The organism is Rothia aerolata (assembly GCF_014635585.1).
Taxonomy (GTDB): Bacteria; Actinomycetota; Actinomycetes; order Actinomycetales; family Micrococcaceae; genus Rothia; species Rothia aerolata.
Map to the genome: position 1 here is coordinate 829,763 of NZ_BMDC01000001.1, position 21,443 is coordinate 851,205.

Sequence of the window (21,443 nt, forward strand, 5' to 3'; positions counted from 1 at the left end):
TTTTCAGTCAAGATATAGTTTTTGTATGACTTCATGGACTGAACTGCCCCGCGCAACCTTTGACCTCGAGACCACCGGCGTGGATCCCAAGACCGCCCGTATTGTCACCGCCTCGCTGATTCTGGTGGCTCCCGACGGTAGCGAGTTGCGCTCGGGCGAGTGGCTGGCTGACCCGGGAGTTGAGATTCCCGATCAGGCCACCCAGGTTCACGGTATTTCTACCCAGCACGCCCGCGAGCACGGCCAGCAGGCTCCCCAGGTGGTTTTTGAGCTGGCTTCAGCCCTGGGCGGTCTCTTTCATGACGGCGTGCCGGTGATTGCTTTCAACGCCGCCTACGATTTCTCCGTGCTCCACCACGAGCTGGCGCGCTACAACTATCCCGAGCTCGACTGCATACCGGTTCTCGATCCCTTCGTTATCAACAAACAGGTGCACAAGTTCCGCAAGGGTAAGCGTACGCTGGAGGCCCTGTGCGAGGAGTACGGAGTTAGCCTCGAGAACGCCCACACTTCTAAGGACGACGCCCTGGCGGCCGAGCGCCTGCTGGCAGCTATGGCCACCAAGTTCGCCGACCTTGAGGCAGAGGCTGCCACCCTGCACAACCAGCAGGTTCGCTGGGCAAAAGACCAGGCTGCGGATTTTCAGGCCTACCTGCAGAAGCAGGGTAAGAATGAGACAATTGACGGTTCCTGGCCCATCCGCCGCTAGCTTTCAGTTCCAAGGATTACCTTGACAAACTCCCCAGATTTTCCGCCCACCAACAGCATCTATCTTGGCTCCTCCCGGCAACAGCACGAGTACCTGGTCGCCCAGTCGGCGGTGGTCATGAAGCTCGGTCTGCTCCTGCTCAAGTCGGGTGCCAGCGCCTATCGAGTCAAAAACTCTATGGCACGCCTGGCCCGGGCGGTGGGGCTGGAAGAGCACCGCTCCCAGGTGACCTTCACCGAGATCACCACCACCTCCTACGCCATCGGTAATTTCAGAACCGAGATTGCTGAACAGCGGGCCATGGGCATTTCTGCCTACCGGATTGACCTGCTCAGCGACTTCGTTTCCTCTTTGCCGGAACGGATTACCCCGCGTGAGGCAGAAAAAGAAATTGACCGGATTGAAAAGCTACCCCACCTCTACACCCGGTGGATGCTCACCCTTGCCGCCGCTTTTGCCTGCGCCGGTTTCGCCTTCCTCAACAACGGCGGGCTGGTGGAGTGCGCCGTCGTCTTTCTCGCCGCCGGTATGGGCCAGTTCCTGCGGGCTAGCCTGATGAAGCGGGAGGTCAACCATCTGGTGATTTGGTTCCTGTGTGGAGTTCTTGCCGCGGGCTTCTACATTGGAGCTATCTTTTCGCTGGTGGCAACCGGGCTTGAAACCGCCGACCATATGGTGGGCTTTATCTCCGCGGTGCTCTTCTTGGTTCCCGGTTTTCCCCTGGTCACCGGCATGTTGGATCTAGCGCGGTTCGACTTCTCCGCGGCCCTTTCCCGGCTCACCTATGTTGGGCTGCTGCTGGTCAGTGCCTCGGCGGCTATCTGGCTTCTCGCAATGATTTTTGAGCTACCGCTCAAGGTCGCCGAACCGCTACCTATCAACCCGGTTCTGCACTATAGCCTTCGGGTGGCCTCATCTTTTATTGCCGCCTACGGCTTTGCCATGCTCTTCTCGGCCATGCCGCTGAGCGCCATGTGGGCGGGACTAATTGCTGGAATTATCAACCCCCTGCGTATTTTGATGACGGATTTGGGCTTAGCTCCCCAGCTCTCGGTTTTCCTCGCTTCGCTGCTGGCAGCGCTACTGGCAGAGATCATTGCGCCCCTGCACCGCCACCGCTTCTCCAGGATTTCGCTCTCCGTTCCGGCGGTGGTCACCATGGTGCCCGGCGTGACTTTCTACCGGTCTATGGCAAATATGTCGAACGGCGATCTCACCCAGGCGGCTACCGGCATCGTGGAGGTTCTGCTGATTTTCTTTGCCATTGGCATGGGCCTGGTGGCCTCCCGCTTCATGATGGACAAAAACTGGTTCTATAATCGGGATCTACAGAAGGTGCGCTACTTCAACATCGACCACCACCTCCGCTAAACCGCGAGGGGTCACATATCATTCACAATTTGCCCTAAAACAGGGATTTTTTGAACGATATGTGACCCCTCGCGGGTAGGGAGGCAGAACTAGGCAGTCGCCGCAGCTGCCGCCTCGGCCGCCGCGGGCAGAGCATCGATAATCCGCTCCATCGCCTCATCGGTGTGGGCTGCCGAGAGGAACCAGGCCTCAAAGGCGCTGGGCGGCAGGTAGATACCGGAGTTCAGCATGGAGTGGAAGAAGGCGGTGTAGCGGAAAGTCTCTGACCCCTTAATGTCGGCGTAGTTGCGCACACCGGTTTCGGCGGTTCCAAAAGCCACCGAGAAGAGGTTGCCTGCGGTCTGAATCGAGTGGTTGAGACCGGCAGCGTTGAAGGTCTCTGCCACCGCGGTGCGCAACTGCTCAGAGCGGGCGTCAATGGTCTCATAGACCGAAGAATCCGCCGCCTGCAGGGTGGCAATGCCCGCCGCCATAGAAATCGGGTTACCAGAGAGGGTACCTGCCTGGTAAACCGGGCCGGTGGGGGCCAGGTATTCCATAATCTCCCGTTTGCCAGCCAGAGCTGCGATGGGCATACCTCCGCCAATCACCTTGCCAAAGGTGAAGAGATCGGGTGCCCAGCCGCCCTCAGCCGGTGCCGAGTAGCCCCAGTATCCCGCAGATGAAACACGGAAGCCGGTCAGCACCTCGTCAAAAATCAGCAGGGCGCCCTGGGAACGGGTCAGCTCGCGCAGGCCCCGGTTGAAGCCCTCGGCGGGGGTAACCACGCCCATATTGGCGGGTGCCGCTTCGGTAATGACGGCGGCGATTTCGCCGGGGTGCGCCTCGAAAGCCGCGCGGACGGCGTCCAAATCGTTGTAGGGCACAACGATAGTCTCAGCCGCGGTGGCTTCGGTAACGCCGGCTGAGCCGGGCATAGCCAGGGTGGCAACGCCCGATCCTGCCTCGGAGAGCAGGGCGTCGACGTGGCCGTGGTAGCAACCTGCGAACTTAATAATTTTGGCACGGCCGGTGTAGCCGCGGGCCAGGCGAATGGCTGTCATGGTTGCCTCGGTACCGGTGGAAACCATGCGTACCTGGTCGATGGTGCTAGGAACCACCGCGTTGATGCGGTCTACCACCATCTCTGCCAGGCGGGTCTCGGCTTCGGTAGAGGTGCCGAAGGTCAGGCCGTGTTCGACGGCGGCGTGCACGGCCTCAATCACCCGCTGGTCTTTGTGACCCAGCAGGCCGGGGCCCCAGCTCATCACCAAATCAACGTAGTTACGGCCGTCTGCGTCGGTGAGGTAGGGGCCGGATGCCTCCACCATGAAGGCGGGGGTGCCGCCCACCGAATTGAAGGCGCGCACCGGCGAGTTAACACCGCCGGGAATCACCTTGCGGGAGCGTTCAAAGAGGTCTTCGGAAACAGTCATGGAGAGTTCCTTTCTTACTTAAGCCAGTTCGCTACCTCGGTAGCATAGTAGGTCAGAATCAAATCTGCACCGGCGCGGCGGATTCCGGTGAGGGCCTCAAGCACAATCTTCTGGCGGTCTACCCAGCCGTTAGCGGCGGCGGCCTCAATCATGGCATATTCGCCGGAGACCTGGTAGGCGGCGACGGGTACCGGGGAGAAGTCAGCGACTTCTCGCACCAGGTCTAGGTAGGCCATGGCGGGCTTGACCATCACAAAGTCTGCGCCCTCTTCGATGTCCAGCTGGGCTTCGAGAAGCCCCTCGCGGCGGTTGGCGGGATCCTGCTGGTAGGTCTTGCGGTCGCCGTCCAGAGAAGAACCCACGGCATCGCGGAAGGGGCCGAAGAAGGCTGAGGCGTACTTGGCGGAGTAGGCCATAATCGAAACGTCTTCAAAGCCGGCGTCGTCAAGGGCGGCGCGGATAGCCGCCACCTGGCCGTCCATCATGCCCGAGGGGCTCACGGTGTGGGCGCCGGCTTCAGCCTGTGCCAGGGCCATCTTGCAGTAGGCTTCCACCGAAGCGTCATTATCCACCACGGTGTTACCGAAGCGGTCGGTGGTGAGCGGGCCACAGTGGCCGTGGCTGGTGAACTCGTCCAGGCAGGTGTCTGCCATAATCACAATCTGATCGCCGAACTTCTCGCGGATCACGCGAATTGCCCGGTTGAGAATACCCTCGGGGTCCCAGGCAACAGAGCCGGTCTCATCTTTGTCTTCGTCGCGGGGCACGCCGAAGAGGTCGATGCAGGCAACCCCGGAGTCAATGGCTTTCTGCACCTCCCCCAGTACCGATTCCAGGGTGTGCTGGAACTGGCCGGGCATGGAGGGAATCTCCTGGGGAAGCTCAATGCCGTCTCGCACGAAGAGCACCTGAATCAGGTTCTCGGGAGCCAGCCGGGTCTGCGCCACCAGGGAGCGCATAGCCGGGGTGGTACGTAGACGGCGCGGGCGGAAGGGAAGGTCAAGATTTTTCATGATTGCTCCTTTGCATGGTTTGAAAGTCTAAATATGGTTGTTGAGCGGCGGTAAGCCCCGTCACCCAACAACCCTTAACGCCAGCCCCGAGCCAGTTGGGTGCCGGGACTTACCGCCTTCTCTCCGTTTAGGAACTGGGTGGAGGGGTCGCTCCCCCGGTCAACTGGCATCGGGTCTGGCGTTTGAGGGAGGTTGACCGGGGAGCGGCCCCTCCGCCGAAGGGCTCCTAAGCTGCTCATACAGCGCGCGGGCCAAGTCACCCGGCCCCGGCGAGGCAGAGACGCCCACCCGCAATCCCAGTTCCCGGGCGGTGGCGGCAGTGGTGGCACCGATGGCCACCACGGGCGGTAGGGTGTGCGGTGGCAGCCCTGCCACCAGTTTTTTTAGTAAGGACGGCGCGGTAGCAGCTATCGCCGTGTAGTCGGTCAGGTGCCGCCTGGCTTCTTCCAGGGAGAGCGCTACCGTTCCAGCTGGCTGTTCTTCTGCTACCAGCGGAGAGTCTGCCGGGTAATCTGCCATGTCATAGACCACAGCGGTTGCAACCTGTGCTCCCCGAGCCCGGAGATCCCTCACCAGGTGGGGTCTGGCGGTGGCTCCCAGAATACTCACCACGGTCTTTGTCTCTGCCAGGGGAAGTTCCCGAGCCAGGTGGGCGGCGTCGGAGACAGAGGGCTGAAAGTCCACGGCGACCCCGTGCCGAGCTAAAGCATCAGCGGTAGCCGATCCCACGCTGGCTACCTTCGCCGGGGCAAGCAGCCGCACCAGCGTCGTCCCCCTTGATTCAGCCCAGCAGGCCAAACCCGCAACGCCATTGGCGGAGGAAAAAGTAACCCAGGCAGCGGCGAAGTCCGCCGGTTCGATCTCCTGTGGTGCTAGATAAACCGCTTGCTGAAGCGGGGCGCAGTCCACCTTTGCATCCGGCAGTAGAGTCAGGAGCTCCCCCACCAGGGCCTGTGCCTTGGTGGGGGATCTCGTCACCAGAAACCTGGGGGCAGAAGTCACTAGAGGGTCAACCCCGCCAAACGAGCCGCGCCTTGTTCCAGCAGGGAGTCAGCAAGGGAAATGCCCAGCTGTTCAGCGGCCTCCACGGTCAGCTCGGCAACCGAGGCGGAGGCCCGCATAGTTTCGGTTCCCTGTGGGTGGGCAACCAGCGAGTCAAGAACCAGTTCCCCGTCAATGACTCGCCCATAGGTTCCCACCGGGGCGGCACAGCCGGCTTCGAGGCGGCGCAGCAGGGCGCGCTCGGCGGTCACCGCCAGGCGGGTTTCCAGGTGGTCAACGGCGGCGACGGCGCGGGCCAGCTCAGAATCGGCTTCCACCTCAGCGGTGCGGATTTCCAGTGCCAGGGCGCCCTGACCCGGGGCTGGCAGGATCTGCGAGGGGTCGAGGTAGTCGGTGATGACCTCTTCAAAGCCCAGGCGCTTGAGCCCGGAGGCTGCCAGCACCACCGCATCGCAGTCGCCCTGGGGCTTCTTGCCCTCGGTTCCGTAGGATTCCAGCCCGGCAACGCGGGCCAGGCGGGTTCCCACGTTGCCGCGGATATCAACGATTTCAAGATCGGGGCGGGCAGCTCGAATCTGGGCTGCCCGACGCGGTGAGCCGGTACCCACGCGGGCACCGGAGGGCAGAGTCTCCAGGGTCAGTCCATCGCGGGCGCAGAGGGCATCGCGCAGGTCTTCGCGCTGCGGAATACCGGCAACGGTCAGGCCCTCGGTGGGCAGGGTCGGAAGATCCTTGAGCGAGTGCACCGCCAAATCCACATCGCCCTCAAGCAGGCGGGTGCGCAGGGTTGCGGCAAAGACACCGGTACCGCCCATCTGAGACAGCGGGCCGGTAAGAATATCGCCCTCGGTCTTGACGATTTCCAGATCGACCTCGAAGCCACCGGCATCTGCCACCTGCTGGCCCGCCATACCCGACTGGGTTAGGGCCAGGGCAGAGCCGCGGGTTCCTAGAAGATACTTAGCCACGGGCTCCCTCCCGAACATCCTCACCGCTGTAGCTTGCAATCACCGGCTTGGGTGTTTTGGCGCGGGCGGGCAGGCAGCAGTCGGGGTTGCAGGCATCGAACCAGCCCCGGGAACCGCAGACGGTCTCCCGCTGAGCTTCGAGCTCTGCCGGGTCAGAGGAGACCGCGGTGGAGGCAACCCGCTCGGCAATCAGCGTGCGCAGGGACTCCACGTAGTCGGGGTGAACCCCCGGAGTGGGCGTGCGGGTGGCAACAAAGCCCAGCCGGGCGCAGGTATCCAGCGCCTCGGTATCCAAGTCCCACTTGACCTCCATGTGGTCGGAGACAAAGCCCAGGGGCACCAGCACCACGCCGTCCACCTGCCCCTCCAGGGCTTCCAGAGCATCGTTGACGTCGGGCTCCAGCCAGGGCATGGTGGGCGGGCCCGAGCGGGACTGATAAACCAGCTCCCAGTCCACCTTCTCCAGCAGGGCGGGGTCAATGGCCTCAACGCCTGCCAGCACCGCCCGGGCAGCCTGCAGGTGCTTCTCCACGTAGGCAGAGCCACCCTCATAGTCCACACCGCGCGGGCCAGCCTCATTAGCGGCCGAGGTGGGTACAGAGTGGGTGCAGAACATAATACGGATTCGGCCGTTACCCGCCACAGCAGACTCAGCCGCCGCCACGCCGTCCTTGACCTCGCGCAGGCCCTCTACCAGGCCGTCTACAAAAGACTTGATAAAGCCCGGAGCGTCCCAGAACTGGCGCACCTTATCAATCTGCATCTTGCCGGTCAGACCCAGCTCTTCCAGGGCGATGCCGTAGTCTTCGCGGTACTGGCGGCAGGAGGAATAGCCGGGGTAGGCAGAGGTTGCCAGCACCAGCACCTTGCGGGCGCCGTCGTTATAGGCCTGCTGCACCACGTCCTTCACGTAGGGTTCCCAGTTGCGGTTGGCCCAGGTGATGGGCAGGTTGGGTCCACGGGTCTCCAGCGCCTCGCGCAGGGCGGCCAGCAGGGCTCGGTTCTGCTCGTTGATGGGCGAAACACCGCCGTTGGCGCGGTAGTGGGTTGCCACCTCTTCCAGGCGTTCGTCGGGGATTCCGCGGCCTGCGGTGACATTGCGCAGAAAGGGAATCACATCGTCCTGACCCTCGGGGCCGCCGAAGGAAGACAGGATCACCAGATCGTATTCTTCGGGCTTGGAAGCGCGGGCGCGGGTCAGGTTTTCCTCGCCGTGAAAGTCCGCCGCCGTTTCTGCGGTCAGTTCAGCCGGACCGTTGGACGCCGTGTTATTGGGGTCTGTGTGGTTGGGCACGGGATCTACGGGAAGGGAGATAGACATTTAGGCAATCACCTGTGCAACTTCGGCTGCCTCGATGCGGCGGCCGGTGTAGAAGGGGAGCTCGTCGCGAACGTAGTGGCGGGCCTCGGTATTACGGAAGGAGCGCATGAGGTCAACCAGCAGCACCAGCTCGGGGGCCTCAAGGGCAATGAGCCACTCGTAGTCGTTGAGGCCAAAGGCGGCGATGGTGTTGGGCAGAACCTCGGGGAAGTCTACGCCCTTCAGACCGTGGTTCTTCATGATTTCACGGCGCTTTTCGGGGTTGATGGTGTACCAGTCATAGGAGCGCACGAAGGGGTAAACGCAGACCCACTTTTCGGGGTCAATGCCCTTGGCGAAGGAGGGGGTGTGGCCCGCTGAGAACTCTGCATCGCGGTGCACGCCCATGGTAGACCACACGATCTTGGTGCCGGAGAAGGCCGCGGTGCGGCGGAAGTCGCGAATAGCCGCCTGCAAATCCTCGGGGGTAGCACCATGGACCCAAACCATCACGTCTGCATCGTTGCGCATGGCAGAGACATCGTAGAAGCCGCGGGTGGTCACGCCCTTGGCTTCAAGGTTCTTCACCACGGTTTCCAGCTCGGCAACAGCCTCTGCTGAGCTGGCATTTTCCGCGGGAGCACCCTCGCGAGCAAAGACGGTGTAGAGCGCAAAGTGGAACTGGGAGTCGCCCTCGGCAACCTCACCGGGACGCTGGCCCTGAATCTTGCCGTTGGCGTCCTTCGCGGTAGGGCGCTGACCTGCTCCCCCGTGACCGTGAGAGTAGCCGCTGTAAGCGCTGTGTCCGTGAGCCTGATCTGCCATGATCTAGTCCTTTCCTCGCCCGTCGTCTGCGGCGGGCAGTCTGTTGGAATCTTGTGTGGGTAAAAATTATTCGGTTCTCAGGTGGTCGTGCGGAATGCGGACGGCCAACACCCTTAAACGCCAGCCCCGAGCCAGTTGGCTGCCCGCACTCCGCACTCCCCCCTGGAGTCACGCTAATTCTGCGGTTCCTCGAAGGCTTCCACCGGAGTACCGTCTGCCAGTTCTGCTTTCTCCGCGGCCGCCGATCTCTCCGCTGCGCCTCGCTGCTGGGAGATGAAGGTTTGAAGGGTCTCCCTGGTATCGCGGGTCACCGCCGCCAGACCGGTACCTGCAACCCAGGCACCCACCGCCGTCACGCCGTCCAGGTTCTTCAACCCCTCGCGGAAGGCCGCGGTCTTCTCGCGGTGGCCGGGGCTCGCGGTGGGCACCGCCGAAGACCAGCGCACCACGTCTGCGCCCACCAGGTGGGACTTGGTCAGTGAGACGTCAAAGAGCTTGGAGGCATCGTGCAGGGCCAGGGTAATCAGCTGGTCGTCGTAGAGGTTGACCTCCTGCAGCGGGCCCGAGTCGGTGCCGCGGCCGTACGACAGGCGCACCACGTGGCGGTTTTCGCCGGCCCGCTCCCTCACCCAGGCCCACTTGGCGCTGGCGTGGGTCATGGCCTTGGCGCGAACGGTCTGCACCTCTTCGCTCACCAGCAGGCCGGTGCCCCTGGGGTTGGAGTTGAGGGCGGGCTGGTCTACCACCAGGGTCACCAGGGCAATCTCGGGGCTGGAAGCTACACTGGGTGCCAGCCCGGCGGGCATGTGCGGGCCCAGCAGCCGCGCCGCCGTCGCGCCGTCCGACGCCATCACCAGATACTTACCGGAAATCGCCGCCGCCTTCTCGCCTGCCTCGGGCTGGCGCTGAATCAGGGTCCAGTCGTGGGTGATGGGGTCACGGTCGATAGCAATGGCGTCAAAACCGGTAAGGATACGCACGCGCTTGCGCCGAAGGTCATCCACCAGGGCTTCAGAGAGAACATTCATACCGCCCTCGATACCGCTCACCTGGGCTCCCGCCGGAGAAGCCTGGCGCAGGGTGGCAGAGGCCGCAGCCAGCGACCCCAGCTGGGCAATTTTTTGCTTGAGGGTGGGGGCAATCGTTGCCAGCTCCAGCTGGTTGGGGTGCATGGAGTGAACGCCCGAAACCACCGGTGCCACCAGGCGGTCGAGCACCTCCTGGCCCATGCGCACCCGCACCAGATCGCCCAGGGTTTTGGCGTTCTCACCGGCTGAGGCGGGCAGCAGCCGGTCGAGCTTGGCCCGGCGCATGCCCTTGCGGGTGAGGATGTTCTTCACCGAGGGGTCGCGCAAATCTCCGGGAATACCGAGAATACCGGTGCGCGGTGCCGGGGCTGCTCCCTCGGGCAGGTAGAGCCAGGAACCGGAAGAATTGGGAGAAACAATCTTGTCTGCCAGCCCCAGTTCCTCCAGCAGGTTAGCGACGTCCTGGGTACGGGTGGCAAAGGCTTCAGCGCCGGAGTCAAGTACCAGACCGGCAACCCTGTGGGCACCCACCGAACCGCCCAGATGGTCCCGTTTTTCCACCAGCGTAACTTTGACGCCGGCTGTTGCCAGCTCGCGGGCTGCGAGAAGACCAGCAATGCCACCACCAATCACAATGGCGGTTTCTTTCGGTAAGCGCTGCCGAGATGGTGCCATGGTTCCTTTACTTTCGGGTAGAGGTGTGGATGTATTCAACCAGATCTGTCAAAACCGTGGGGTCGGTGCTCGGCGGCACGCCGTGGCCCAGGTTGACCACGTGGGTGGGCGCAGCGTTGCCGGCTTCGAGTACCCGGTCGGTATGGGCAAAGAGCGCGGTGCGACCTGCCGCCAGCAGGGCGGGGTCGATGTTGCCCTGTAGAGGGACGCCGCCGCCCAGGCGACGTTCTGCTTCGTCGAGGGGCAGGCGGTAGTCCACGCCCATGACGTCGGCACCCGCCTCGTGCATGGCGGGCAGCAGTTCTGCGGTTCCGGTGCCAAAGTGGATGCGGGGTACACCGTATTTTTCTACCTGCTGCAGGGCAAAGGCTGAATGCTTCATGACAAAGCGGCGGTAGTCAGCCTCGCCCAGGGAGCCGGCCCAGGAGTCAAAGAGCTGCACGGCAGAGGCACCCGCCTCCACCTGGGCCGCCAGGAACTGGGCGGAAGTACGGGCTGCCCAGCGTCCCAGGGCCTCCCAAGCCTCGGGGTCAGCATGCATCATGGTGCGCGGACGCAGGTGGTCGCGGGAGGGGCCGCCCTCCACCATGTAGGCGGCCACGGTAAAGGGAGCGCCCGCGAAGCCAATCAGCGGGGTGTCTCCCAGTTCCGCCACGGTCAGCGCCACCGCCTCGCGGATGGGGTCGAGAGCCGAATCTTCGAGTTCGGGCAGGGCGGCGACGTCCTCGAGAGTGCGCACCGGCGCCCCCAGCACGGGGCCACGGCCGGGCACGATGTCTACATCGACACCGGCCAGCTTCATGGGAATAACAATGTCTGAGAAGAAAATGGCGGCGTCTACTTTATGACGGCGCACCGGCTGTAAGGTAATCTCTGCCGCCAGCTGAGGAGTCAGGCAGGATTCCAGCATGCCAATGCCCTCGCGAGCCGCCCGGTACTCGGGCAGGGAGCGACCAGCCTGGCGCATAAACCAGACCGGGCGGTGCTGCGGCTGGCGGCCGGTCAGGGCCTTAAGCATGGGAGAATCGGCAACGCCTGTGCTGTGAAGAGGGTGCTCACCGGAAAGGTGAGAAAGTTGCTCATCGGTGAGGAGGGGGCGTTGCTTCAGCGATTCAGTCATTCTTCCATTGTGCCAAGAAAATAATGATTTTTTGCCGACACTGTGTCACTACACTTTTGGTCAGCCAGCAAGAGTTTCACTCTTTAAAGTACACCCCGTTACATTTTTTCTAGACCATTAGCATTTTGGTGTTTTAAGTGTTTATGATGAATCAGTCGTGACTATCTTTACCCTTGTTGCATCACACCAGCTTGTAGACCTCTCCACCGTCGCCCATCTGGCGGACGGTGCGCAAGTGCTATCTGAGCGACTGACCCCTTCGCCGTTGAAGGGGCTGGTGGTTCTCTCCACCTGCAACCGTCTGGAAATGTACGCGGAAATTCCGCACACCGCCGGGTCTACCGCCGAAACTATTCAGGCCGAGGTTAATTCCACCGCCGAGCGTATTTTTGACGACCTAGCGACCGAGTCAGGGCTGGATCGAGAGACCGTTTCTTCTAGCTTTGAGGTGCTCATTAACGAAAACGCCTCCCACCACCTCTTCACCGTTGCTTCCGGGCTTGAATCTGCCGTGGTCGGCGAGCGCGAAATTACCGGCCAGGTGCGCCGGGCTATCACCGCCGCCCAGGAGACCGACCAGGCAACCGGCAACCTGGTGCGCCTCTTTGACCGGGCGGCCCACACCGCCCGCCAGGTGGGTCAGCAGACCCTACTGGGATCGCGAGGACGGTCGGTGGTGTCGGTGGCGCTTGATCTTGCCGATGACGTCGCTGAGGGCGACTGGACCTCCCGCCGCGTGCTGATTTTCGGTACTGGCGCCTACGCCGGTGCCACGGTTGCCGCGCTGAAAGAGCGCGGCTGCACCGATATCTGGGTGCATTCTTCTTCAGGCCGCGCAGCTACTTTTGCTGACAAGCGCGGTATCTCCCCCATCTCCGCCGAGAATCTCAAGGAAGAGATTGGAAAGGCTGACCTTGTGGTGGGTTGCTCCGGCTCGGGTAGCCCCCTGCCGGCATCCTCTATTCCCTCAGGAAAGCACGTTATTTTAGACCTGGCGCTCTCCCGCGATTTCGACCCCGAGGTGGCAGATTTACCCGGTGTGGAGCTGATTACCCTTGAGTCGGTGCGCCTTGCCGCCCCGGCCGAGACTAACGATTCGGTGGCACTTGCCCGCACAATTGTGGACACCGCATCGGCAGAATTTGCCGTTCAAGAGAAGGCTCGCAACATCGATGCTGCTATTGTTGCTCTCAGGAAGCATACAATGAGCGTACTTGACACCGAGCTGGAGAAAATGCGAAAGCAGCACGCCTGTAGCGGAGCTGCCGACCAGGTGGAACTGGCTATGCGCCGTATGGTGAAGTCCCTTCTTCACACCCCCACTACTCGAGCTCGCGCCCTGGCCAAGGAAGGACGGGCAGATGAGTATATTTCAGGCCTCGAAGCTCTCTACGGCATCGAGGTAGAACCTCCTGTTTCTCAGCCTGTCTCTGAAGAGCAATTCAGAGCGGCGGATGCCTCCTAAAGTAACCACACATCCCCTTCTGAAGGCAAGGTAGTAATTAGTGACAGCCGAATTCCAAGCAGCTTCTGATAGCACCGGGCAGATTCGGTTGCCCCGCCAGCTCCGCCGCCAGCAGCTGGTTTATTCGGCCCTTCGGGTTTTTTCCAACCAGGGTTACCACGTAACCACCATGAACCACATAGCTTCGGCAGCCGACGTCACCAAGCCGGTACTCTACCAGCACTTCAAATCTAAGCGGGATCTCTACCTGGCGGTTCTGGACGAACAGATTGACGAGATGGTCAAGCAAGTGGTTACTCCCCTCTATGCCACAGAGTCTAACCGGGCCCGGGTTGAGGGCGCCCTCGGTGCTTTCTTTGAATTTTGCCGCACCTGCCCTCAGAGCTACCGGTTGATTTTTGAGTCTGATATTCAGTCGGATATTGGTGTTCAGGATCGCCTGAACCGGCTCCACCACAAGATTGCCGAGCATATTGCGGGGATTCTCGGTCCCAACGCGGGGCTGGGCCACGCCGAGGCGGTTCTGCTCTCCCGCTCCCTGACCGGCATGGTAATCTCAGCCACCGAACAGGCTATTAAGAACGGAGCTAGCGCCGACGAGCTGGCCCAGGTGGAGCGGTTGGTTTTCCGCTTGGCCTGGGGAGGAATCTCCATCATCGATGAGGACTGGCAGTAGCTACTCCCCTGACTTGTGCGCTAAGAGTGATATTTGGTTTCGGCGAGCAGAGTCGCCCCTAGAATAGGGCTGAGAGAAGATTGATTATCTATTCAAGGAGTAACCGTGGAAATCAAGATTGGTGTACAGAACATCCAGCGTGAAATCGTTATTGAGACCGATGCAACCTCGGCAGATGTCAAGGCTAAGGTAGCTGATGCCCTGGCCAACGGCACCGTGCTGGAACTTGAAGACTCCAAGGGTAACGTCACCCTGGTTCCCGGCCAGCAGGTAGGCTACGTAGAACTGGGCGCAGAGTCCAAGCGCCGCATCGGCTTCGGCTTCGCGGAATAAGTTTTCACAGCTCTATTGCTTCAGCGTGGTGCTGCTCCCCCAGCCCTGTATCAGGGCTACTGGGGTAGCGATACCACGCTTTAGTTTGCCCTCATTTGATAGACTGACACCGTTACCTATGGTTGCCCGGTCGTAACGAGCAAACAGAACCTTTAATTTATTAGCACCGCGCCCTGGTTGGGTTGGTCGGCGCAGTTATTTCACGATCGGCTCCTTCACCCGCTTTACCCGCTTGCGGGAAAGCCCCTACATCTAGGATTCTTTCGTGACAGAAGACAAGAAAACTTTCCAAGACTACGGCGTGCGAGAAGACATCGCGGCTGCCCTGGCCGAAAAGGGTATCACCCACCCCTTCCCCATCCAGGCGCTGACCCTGCCCGTAGCTCTTGAGGGCCACGATATTATTGGCCAGGCAAAGACCGGTACCGGTAAGACCTTAGGCTTTGGCCTGCCCGCTATCCAGCGCGTGGTTGGCCGCGATGACGAGGGCTGGGAGAAGCTCAAGTCGCCGGGCGCCCCCCAGGCGCTGATCGTCGTCCCCACCCGCGAACTGGCTATCCAGGTGGGCTCCGACCTTGAGGCTGCCGCAGCCCAGCGCAACGCCCGCATCGTAACCCTCTACGGCGGCGTCCCCTACGAACCCCAGGTCAAGAAGCTCGACCGGGGCGCCGAAATCATTGTGGGCACCCCCGGCCGCCTGATTGACCTGCACGGGCAGAAGAAGCTGGTTCTCTCCCAGGTCAAGATCGTAGTGCTCGATGAGGCAGACGAGATGCTGGATCTGGGCTTCTTGCCCGATGTGGAGAAGCTGCTCTCCTACCTGCCCGAGATTCGCCAGACCATGCTCTTCTCGGCCACCATGCCCGGGCCCGTGACTACCATGGCCCGCCGCTACATGAACCGGCCCATGAACATTCAGGCCTCCACTCCCGAAGAGCTGGAGATGAAGACCAAGGCCTCAATTCGCCAGGTCATCTACCGTGCCCACCCGCTGGATAAGGACGAGCTGGTGGCGCGTATCCTGCGCGCTCGGGGCCGGGGCCGCACCATTATTTTCTCGGAGACCAAGCGCTCGGCAGCCAAGCTGGCCGAAGAGCTCAACTCCCGCGGTTTTGCCGCCGCAGCCCTGCACGGTGACCTCAACCAGGGCGCCCGCGAGCAGGCTCTCAAGGCTTTCCGTGATGACACCGTAGACGTGCTGGTGGCAACCGACGTGGCCGCCCGCGGTATCGACGTTGAAGACGTCACCCACGTCATTAACCTCCAGTGCCCCAAGGACGAAAAGGCCTACCTGCACCGCGTGGGCCGCACCGGCCGCGCCCAGGCTAAGGGCACCGCTGTCACCCTGGTGGACTGGGAGGACGTTCCCCGCTGGTCGCTCATTAACAAGGCGCTGGAGCTGGGCGTGCCCGAGCCGGTAGAGACCTACTCTTCTTCGGAGCACCTCTACGCCGATTTGGACATTCCCGCCGGGGCCAAGGGCCGCCTGCCCAAGGAGGAGCAGACCCGCACCGGCCTGGACCAGTCAGGCCAGGGTCGAAGCCCCCGCGGTGGCAGGGACGGCGCCGGTTCCGGCCGCGGAGGTCGCGGTGGCCGGTCAGGTTCGGGTAATAGTCGAGGACGCCGCCGCTCGGGTGAGCAGGGCGAGAAGAAGCACAGCCAGCGCGCTGAGAAGCCTCATAACGAAAAACCCAGGGCAGAGCGGGAGAAGTCGGTGGAGAAGACCGCGGACGGCGCCCGCCGTCGGCGTCGCCGCCGTAAGCCTGCGGCTGAGGGCAAGAAGGAATCCTAGAGTTCTTTCTCAGAGGCATCTATCCAGTCTGAGAGTGCTGGCCAACCTCCCTTAAACGCCAGCCCCGATGCCAGTTGGCCAGCACTCTCAGACTGTCTCGTGGGCCTTTGAAGAAACCTCTCGATACACATGGGGAGCGCCAGTACACGTATAGATGTGTACTGGCGCTCCCCATGTGTACTGAACCGTTTTATACCCCCGCCAGCTCTCGAATCCGCGCCACGGTTTCAGCAGGGGTGGTGTTCTCCCCTAGCCGGTTGGGCTTACCCGCCCCGTGGTAGTCAGAAGACCCGGTAATTAGCAAGTCATGAGAGCGGGCCAGCGAAGCCAGCCACCGCTGGTCCTCTGGTGCGTTATCGCGGTGGAAGACCTCAAGGCCAGCAAGCCCGGCGACAATCATCTCTTCAATCAGCTCCGGGGAAGCAATCCGCCCGCGGCTACGCGCCCGCGGGTGTGCCATCACGGGAACTCCACCGGCGGCACGTACCAGGCGGACGGCGTCCACAGGGTCCACCGCGTAGTGCGGCACATAGTAGCGCGAACGCGGGGTCAGAATCGAAGCAAAAGCCTCAGAACGATCGGCCACCACCCCTGCGGCTACCAGGGCATCGGCCAGATGGGGGCGACCCACGGTAGCGCCCTCGCCGGTCTGGGCCAGAACGTCGTCCCAGCAGATCGGATAGTCCTCAGCCAGCAGCTCCACCATGCGCTGGGCGCGGGTCATCCGGGAGTCTCTGGCCCGGTTGATTTCATCGTTGAGCGGGGCAAAGGTGGGGTCGTGCAGATAGCAGAGCAGGTGCACGCTCAGACCAGCCGCAGAGCAGGAAATCTCCATACCGGGCACAAAATCCAACCCGAACTCAGCGGAGAGCTCGGCCGCCCGGGGCCAGCCCGCAACGGTGTCGTGGTCGGTCAGGGCAAAGCCCTGCAAACCGGTCTGCGCAATCTCGGTCACCAGCTCATCCACGGTCTGGGTACCGTCTGAAATCCGCGAATGAGTGTGAAGATCGTAGGTCATTTTCTCATCATATCGCTCTGGCAAATAGTTCAGGGAGCCTTTGCGGTTTCTCACAGCGTGACCGAACTCCAAATCAGCACTAAAGTGGAAACTATGACTGAAGAAAATACCACCGAACAGCCGCTTGAAGAACGAGTCAACAACCGCTCCCAGCCCCCGGAATCAGATGCTTTCGCCAGCTTCATGGCCGCAAACTGGGCACCCGCCGATGATGCTCTGCCCGTCCGTGCTGAGGTAGCCGACTACGCCGCTGCCCGCCGCGCCAAGATTTCCAAGCTCTTTCCCGGCGAGCGCCTGGTGATTCCCGCCGGGCCGCTGAAGGTTCGCTCCAACGATACCGACTACCGTTTCCGCCCCCACTCAGCCTTTGCGCACCAGACCGGCCTGGGCACCGATCACGAGCCCGACGCCGTCCTGGTCTTTGAACCCGTCGATGAGGGTCAGGGCGATAACGGTTCTAACCACGAGGTCACCCTCTACTTCACTCCCCTGGCCGGGCGCGACTCCAAGAAGTTCTACGCTGACCCCCGCTACGGTGAGTTCTGGATTGGTCCCCGCCCCACCCTGGCGGCGATTGAGACCGAGTACGGTCTGCGCACCAAAGATCTTTCCGAGCTTGAAGTTGCTATCACTAAGAATGCCGGCAACGCTGCCCTGGGGGGCGTTCAGATTCGCCTGGTGCGCAACGTTGACCTCAACGTGGATGCGCTGGTGGATACCTCCCGCTACAACACCGGTGTTGATTTGGAGTCGGCCGACCAGCAGGACGCCGCGCTGGCCGAGGAGCTCTCCGCCGCCCGCCTGGTCAAGGACGACGTCGAGGTGGCTAATCTGCGCCGGTCGGTAGCCAATACCATCAGTGGTTTTGAGTCCGTGGTTAAGGCCCTGCCTCGTGCGGTTGAGCACCACCGCGGCGAGCGCGTGATTGAGGGCGCTTTCTTCGCTAAGGCTCGCGAAGAGGGTAATGACCTGGGCTACGATACGATTGCTGCCTGCGGTAATAACGCCACCATCCTGCACTGGATCCGCAACAACGGCCAGGTTGAGGACGGCAAGCTGGTTCTCTTGGACGCCGGCGTGGAAGATGAGACCCTCTACACCGCCGACGTCACCCGCACCTTCCCCGTCAACGGTAGGTTTAGCGAAGTTCAGGCCAAGGTCTATCAGGCGGTTCTGGACGCCGCCGATGCCGCTTTTGAGGTTGCGGTACCGGGCAATAAGTTCCGCGATGTACACGCCGCCGCCATGGAGGTTCTAGCTAACCGCCTCGAAGAGTGGGGCCTTCTGCCGGTTTCTGCCGAGGTTGCGCTGACCGATCAGGGAGGCCAGCACCGCCGCTGGATGCCTCATGGCACCAGCCACCATCTGGGTCTGGACGTGCACGACTGTGCCCAGGCTAAGCGCGAGCTCTACCTGGACGGCGTGATCGAGCCCGGCATGGTCTTCACCATCGAGCCCGGCCTCTACTTTAAGGAAGAAGACCTGGCGATTCCTGAGGAGTACCGCGGTATTGGCGTGCGCATTGAGGACGACGTGCTGATTACCGAAGAGGGTAATGAGAACCTCTCAGCGGGGCTACCCCGGAAGGTTGAAGAGGTGGAAGCCTGGATGAAGAGCCTGAGCTAACTCCTTTCAACGCCGAAGGGTGGATTTTAGGCTTAAATCTCGGAGATTTAAGCCTAAAATCCACCCTTCGCCTTTAAAGAGGAGCTATTCGTCGTCCTTCCGTTCCGGCGCCTTGCGAATGGTCTCCTGGTAGGCCGCCGGGTCATCAATACGGATTCCAAAGCGCTTCTGGTTCTTTTCCTCGCGAATCTGCTGGATTCGCTCGCTGTGGTCTTGCGGGGCAGGTTCCTGGCGTACCGCGCGGGCGTATTCTTCGGGGTCCTGGATGCGCAGGCCAAACGATGAGCCAGCCTTAGAGCCGTCTTTCTTGTACTCGGGGCCCACGAAGCTGGTGGGATCTGCCGGGGGCTGGCTGGGGTCTAGCTGGACGGCGCCGGGGCCGGGCTGGCCCGCGGGGACTGAACCCGCCTGAGCTGAGCCTGAAGGCGCTGCAAAGCCAGGAGCACCAGATACCGAGGCATTCTGGTCCCGGTACTGCCCCATACCCAGAATCTGCCGCGCCCTCTCAACGGTCTGCCAGTGGGCGCGCAACTCTAGGGAACCGGGAATGGTCTGGCCCTGCATGGCTACGGTTCCGCCGCCCTTGGCTCTGGCGCGGGAGTAGGAAAGCAGACCGGTGGCCACCCAGACGATGATGCCCAGCGGCACCGCTGTGAAGAGGTGGGGCATGATGGAGGTTCCTGTGAACACCGCTGATACCAGGCCGATAAAGGCACCAAAACCCGCACCGGTCAGAGCTGAAGAAAGAATGACCTTGGGCCAGGTCACCTTGCCACCCACGTACTCCACCTGGGTGATGTTCCTGCCCACCACAAAGAGGGTGTGCATGGGAAAGTTAGCCTCGGTCAGTCGCTTCATGGCGTGCTGGAGCTGCTCGCGGTTCTCGAAGTAGGCCACGAGCTCGCCATCGGGTACTTGACCGGGCTGGGCGGAGGCAATAATGGGCGGGTACTGGTTTTGGTCCATAGCTTCTATTTTCTCGAATCTTTCGGGGAGTTTCCTGGGAAAGAATGGCGGTATCGCAACCGGCGAAACCGCGCAGGCTTCTACCCCTGCTCCCGCCGGTTTTTCGGGGTTGCGGCGGTTTCTCTCACACTTGTTAAAAGCACACTGATTTTATGACCCAAACCGCGTAACCTTAGAGGGTGAGTACTACACCGAATAAGATTTTTATTGCGCGTTTATTAGGCCTTGACGTTTTTGACCCCCTGGGTGATCGTCTGGGCCGATTACGTGATGTTGTGGTGCTCAAACGAAGTTTTGGCACCCTGGGCTCCTTCTCTTTTGGTGAGAATCAGAAGGGCAAGGAGCCTCTGGTAGTGGGCATTGTGATTGAGGTGCTGGGCAAGAAGCGCATTTTTGTGCCCATGACCCGCATTACCAGCATCGATTCTTCCCAGATTATTTGTACCGGCCTGGTTAATCTGCGCCGTTTTGAGCAGCGCGGGTCTGAGGCGATGGTGGTGGCCGAGCTCTTTGACCGCAAGGTGCGCCTGACCGACGGTTCGGGTGAGGCGATGGTTGAGGACGTCGCGATGGAGCAGCGCCGTAACGGCGACTGGTTCCTCTCTGAGCTCTTTGTCTCCCGCGCCCACGAGAGTGGCGGGCTGCTGCGGCGTCGTAAAGACACCCTGATTATTGACTGGCACGAGGCCCAGCTCTCTGCCGATATTGAGCCGCAGGCGGCTACGGCTTTCGTGGCCAACCACGAGGATGCCAACCCCGCTGACCTCGCCGATGCCATTCACGAGATGAACGATAAGCGCATGGTCGAGATTGCCCACGAGCTGCAGGACGAGCGCCTGGCTGACGTGCTCCAGGAGCTACCCGAGGACGACCAGGTGGAGATTCTCTCCCACCTGGATGTTGAGCGTGCCGCCCAGGTGCTGGAGGAGATGGAGGCCGACGACGCCGCCGACCTGCTCAACGAGCTCTCCGACACCCAGCGCGAAGAGCTGCTGAAGCTAATGGACTCTGAGGACGCCGACGACGTCCGCCGTCTACTCGAGTACGAGGAGGGCACTGCCGGTTCGCTGATGAACCCGGTTCCCATTGTGCTCTCCCCCGAGGCTACGGTGGCTGAGGCGCTGGCGCATATTCGCCAGGAGGAAATCTCCCCGGCTCTGGCCGCGGCGGTGCTGGTTACCCGCCCGCCCCTGGAAACGCCCACCGGTAAGTACCTGGGCATGGTGCACATGCAACGGTTGCTGCGCTACGCCCCCAGCGAGCAGGTGGGCAACCTGCTGGATACCTCCATTGAGCCTGTCTCTGATATGTCGAGCCTTGAAGAGCTCTCCCGCGTTTTGGCAACCTATGACCTCACCATTGTGCCGGTGGTCAACCAGCACGACCGCCTGGTAGGTGCCGTCACTATTGACGACGTTCTCGATGCGCTGCTACCCGAGGACTGGCGCACCAATGACGATGGAACTCCGATTCGAAAGGTGGGTCGCCGCTTTGAGTGATAAGAACCGCGAACGCTCTATGCCCGATGACCGGCTGGCAACCCCGCAGGAATCCCGCCGCAGGGTTTCTTCCAAATCAAGCCCCGACCGTTTTGGCCGCGCCACCGAATCTATCGCCCGCTTCATGGGCACCCCGCAGTTTATTCTGTGGATGACCATCTTCTGTGCCCTGTGGCTGGGCTGGAACACCCTGGCTCCGGAAGACTGGCAGTTTGATCCGCGCTCGCTGAACTTTACCCTGCTGACCCTGGCGCTGTCGCTTCAGGCCTCCTATGCCGCTCCCCTGCTGCTGCTGGCACAGAACCGCCAGGACGACCGCGACCGCGTGGTGGCATCTCAAGATCGCCAGCGCGACCAGCAGAACCTGGAAGAAACCCAGTATCTGACCCGCGAGATTGCTTCGCTGCGCATTGCCCTGCGCGAGGTTGCCACCCGTGACTACGTGCGTGGCGAGCTGCGCGACATCATGGATAAGCTGGAAGAAATTGAACAGAACCAGGCTCGCCTGAGCCAGACCGCTCAGGAGATTAAAGACCCGCTGACCGGCGCCATTACCATTGTTGCCGAGGAGCAACCTGCGAAGAAGAAGCGCAAGGTCAAAGACCTGGAACAGTCCGCCAACGAGCTAGACGAGAACTAGAG

The 21,443-nt window shown here is 61.7% G+C and carries 19 protein-coding genes; 9 read left to right on the forward strand and 10 right to left on the reverse strand.

Annotated elements, in window-relative coordinates:
* Positions 1-25 precede the first annotated feature (25 nt).
* Positions 26-709: a 3'-5' exonuclease gene (locus tag IEV00_RS03685; protein WP_188358945.1), complete on the forward strand. Its 684-nt coding sequence runs from the start codon at positions 26-28 to the stop codon at positions 707-709.
* Between the two features lie 21 nt (positions 710-730).
* Positions 731-2,080, forward strand: a complete 1,350-nt coding sequence (locus IEV00_RS03690; protein WP_229723049.1) for a threonine/serine exporter family protein — start codon at positions 731-733, stop codon at positions 2,078-2,080.
* 89 nt (positions 2,081-2,169) lie between these two features.
* Here IEV00_RS03690 and hemL read toward each other — a convergent pair whose 3' ends face one another.
* From hemL to hemE, 8 genes are all read right to left on the reverse strand, one after another.
* Complete coding sequence (gene hemL / locus IEV00_RS03695) at positions 2,170-3,495, reverse strand: glutamate-1-semialdehyde 2,1-aminomutase (protein WP_188358946.1); 1,326 nt, start codon at positions 3,493-3,495, stop codon at positions 2,170-2,172.
* 14 nt (positions 3,496-3,509) lie between these two features.
* Positions 3,510-4,508, reverse strand: a complete 999-nt coding sequence (gene hemB, locus IEV00_RS03700; protein WP_188358947.1) for a porphobilinogen synthase — start codon at positions 4,506-4,508, stop codon at positions 3,510-3,512.
* A 159-nt stretch (positions 4,509-4,667) separates the two neighbouring features.
* Positions 4,668-5,486 (reverse strand): uroporphyrinogen-III synthase, encoded by an 819-nt coding sequence (locus IEV00_RS03705; protein WP_188358948.1) that lies wholly within the window; start codon positions 5,484-5,486, stop codon positions 4,668-4,670.
* Positions 5,487-5,509: 23 nt separating this feature from the next.
* The gene (hemC, locus tag IEV00_RS03710; protein WP_373868217.1) at positions 5,510-6,478 is read right to left on the reverse strand and encodes a hydroxymethylbilane synthase; all 969 of its coding nucleotides are present in this window, start codon (positions 6,476-6,478) and stop codon (positions 5,510-5,512) included.
* Entirely contained in the window at positions 6,471-7,799 is a 1,329-nt protein-coding gene (locus tag IEV00_RS03715) for a ferrochelatase (RefSeq protein WP_188358949.1), read from the reverse strand. Before IEV00_RS03715 ends, hemC begins: the two co-directional genes overlap by 8 nt.
* Positions 7,800-8,603 (reverse strand): hydrogen peroxide-dependent heme synthase, encoded by an 804-nt coding sequence (gene hemQ, locus IEV00_RS03720; protein ID WP_188358950.1) that lies wholly within the window; start codon positions 8,601-8,603, stop codon positions 7,800-7,802.
* A 173-nt stretch (positions 8,604-8,776) separates the two neighbouring features.
* The gene (gene hemG / locus IEV00_RS03725; protein ID WP_188358951.1) at positions 8,777-10,306 is read right to left on the reverse strand and encodes a protoporphyrinogen oxidase; all 1,530 of its coding nucleotides are present in this window, start codon (positions 10,304-10,306) and stop codon (positions 8,777-8,779) included.
* A 7-nt stretch (positions 10,307-10,313) separates the two neighbouring features.
* Positions 10,314-11,426 carry a uroporphyrinogen decarboxylase gene (gene hemE / locus IEV00_RS03730; RefSeq protein WP_188358952.1) on the reverse strand — a complete coding sequence of 371 codons (1,113 nt, stop codon included), beginning with the start codon at positions 11,424-11,426 and terminating at the stop codon, positions 10,314-10,316.
* Between the two features lie 157 nt (positions 11,427-11,583).
* Between hemE and IEV00_RS03735 the strand changes: the two genes are divergently transcribed.
* The 4 genes from IEV00_RS03735 (at position 11,584) to IEV00_RS03750 (ending at position 15,692) form a co-directional block, all read left to right on the forward strand.
* The gene (locus tag IEV00_RS03735) at positions 11,584-12,891 is read left to right on the forward strand and encodes a glutamyl-tRNA reductase (RefSeq protein ID WP_188358953.1); all 1,308 of its coding nucleotides are present in this window, start codon (positions 11,584-11,586) and stop codon (positions 12,889-12,891) included.
* A gap of 40 nt (positions 12,892-12,931) precedes the next feature.
* Positions 12,932-13,567: a TetR/AcrR family transcriptional regulator gene (locus IEV00_RS03740; RefSeq protein ID WP_229723050.1), complete on the forward strand. Its 636-nt coding sequence runs from the start codon at positions 12,932-12,934 to the stop codon at positions 13,565-13,567.
* 105 nt (positions 13,568-13,672) lie between these two features.
* Positions 13,673-13,900, forward strand: coding sequence for a DUF3107 domain-containing protein (locus IEV00_RS03745; RefSeq protein ID WP_188358954.1), 228 nt, complete (start codon positions 13,673-13,675; stop codon positions 13,898-13,900).
* A gap of 265 nt (positions 13,901-14,165) precedes the next feature.
* On the forward strand, positions 14,166-15,692 hold the full coding sequence (locus IEV00_RS03750) for a DEAD/DEAH box helicase (RefSeq protein ID WP_188358955.1): 1,527 nt from the start codon (positions 14,166-14,168) through the stop codon (positions 15,690-15,692).
* A 190-nt stretch (positions 15,693-15,882) separates the two neighbouring features.
* Here IEV00_RS03750 and IEV00_RS03755 read toward each other — a convergent pair whose 3' ends face one another.
* Positions 15,883-16,710, reverse strand: coding sequence for a PHP domain-containing protein (locus IEV00_RS03755; RefSeq protein WP_188358956.1), 828 nt, complete (start codon positions 16,708-16,710; stop codon positions 15,883-15,885).
* A 93-nt stretch (positions 16,711-16,803) separates the two neighbouring features.
* Here IEV00_RS03755 and IEV00_RS03760 point away from each other — a divergent pair, with 93 nt between their 5' ends.
* The gene (locus IEV00_RS03760; protein WP_188358957.1) at positions 16,804-18,336 is read left to right on the forward strand and encodes an aminopeptidase P family protein; all 1,533 of its coding nucleotides are present in this window, start codon (positions 16,804-16,806) and stop codon (positions 18,334-18,336) included.
* 84 nt (positions 18,337-18,420) lie between these two features.
* Here IEV00_RS03760 and IEV00_RS03765 read toward each other — a convergent pair whose 3' ends face one another.
* Complete coding sequence (locus IEV00_RS03765; protein ID WP_188358958.1) at positions 18,421-19,302, reverse strand: YflT domain-containing protein; 882 nt, start codon at positions 19,300-19,302, stop codon at positions 18,421-18,423.
* A 179-nt stretch (positions 19,303-19,481) separates the two neighbouring features.
* Here IEV00_RS03765 and IEV00_RS03770 point away from each other — a divergent pair, with 179 nt between their 5' ends.
* Together IEV00_RS03770 and IEV00_RS03775 are read left to right on the forward strand one after the other, a co-directional pair.
* Positions 19,482-20,801 (forward strand): magnesium transporter MgtE N-terminal domain-containing protein, encoded by a 1,320-nt coding sequence (locus IEV00_RS03770; protein ID WP_188358959.1) that lies wholly within the window; start codon positions 19,482-19,484, stop codon positions 20,799-20,801.
* Between the two features lie 19 nt (positions 20,802-20,820).
* The gene (locus IEV00_RS03775; RefSeq protein WP_188359448.1) at positions 20,821-21,441 is read left to right on the forward strand and encodes a DUF1003 domain-containing protein; all 621 of its coding nucleotides are present in this window, start codon (positions 20,821-20,823) and stop codon (positions 21,439-21,441) included.
* The last annotated feature ends 2 nt before the right edge of the window (positions 21,442-21,443 follow it).

What these genes read in the sequence shown, in the direction of transcription:
- IEV00_RS03775 (WP_188359448.1), top strand. Translation starts at nt 20,821, where the DNA reads ATGCCCGATGACCGGCTGGCAACCCCGCAGGAATCCCGCCGCAGGGTT.
- hemG (WP_188358951.1), bottom strand. Translation starts at nt 10,306, where the DNA reads ATGGCACCATCTCGGCAGCGCTTACCGAAAGAAACCGCCATTGTGATT.
- hemE (WP_188358952.1), bottom strand. Translation starts at nt 11,426, where the DNA reads ATGACTGAATCGCTGAAGCAACGCCCCCTCCTCACCGATGAGCAACTT.
- IEV00_RS03755 (WP_188358956.1), bottom strand. Translation starts at nt 16,710, where the DNA reads ATGACCTACGATCTTCACACTCATTCGCGGATTTCAGACGGTACCCAG.
- IEV00_RS03760 (WP_188358957.1), top strand. Translation starts at nt 16,804, where the DNA reads ATGACTGAAGAAAATACCACCGAACAGCCGCTTGAAGAACGAGTCAAC.
- hemQ (WP_188358950.1), bottom strand. Translation starts at nt 8,603, where the DNA reads ATGGCAGATCAGGCTCACGGACACAGCGCTTACAGCGGCTACTCTCAC.
- hemB (WP_188358947.1), bottom strand. Translation starts at nt 4,508, where the DNA reads ATGAAAAATCTTGACCTTCCCTTCCGCCCGCGCCGTCTACGTACCACC.
- IEV00_RS03765 (WP_188358958.1), bottom strand. Translation starts at nt 19,302, where the DNA reads ATGGACCAAAACCAGTACCCGCCCATTATTGCCTCCGCCCAGCCCGGT.
- IEV00_RS03685 (WP_188358945.1), top strand. Translation starts at nt 26, where the DNA reads ATGACTTCATGGACTGAACTGCCCCGCGCAACCTTTGACCTCGAGACC.
- hemL (WP_188358946.1), bottom strand. Translation starts at nt 3,495, where the DNA reads ATGACTGTTTCCGAAGACCTCTTTGAACGCTCCCGCAAGGTGATTCCC.
- IEV00_RS03715 (WP_188358949.1), bottom strand. Translation starts at nt 7,799, where the DNA reads ATGTCTATCTCCCTTCCCGTAGATCCCGTGCCCAACCACACAGACCCC.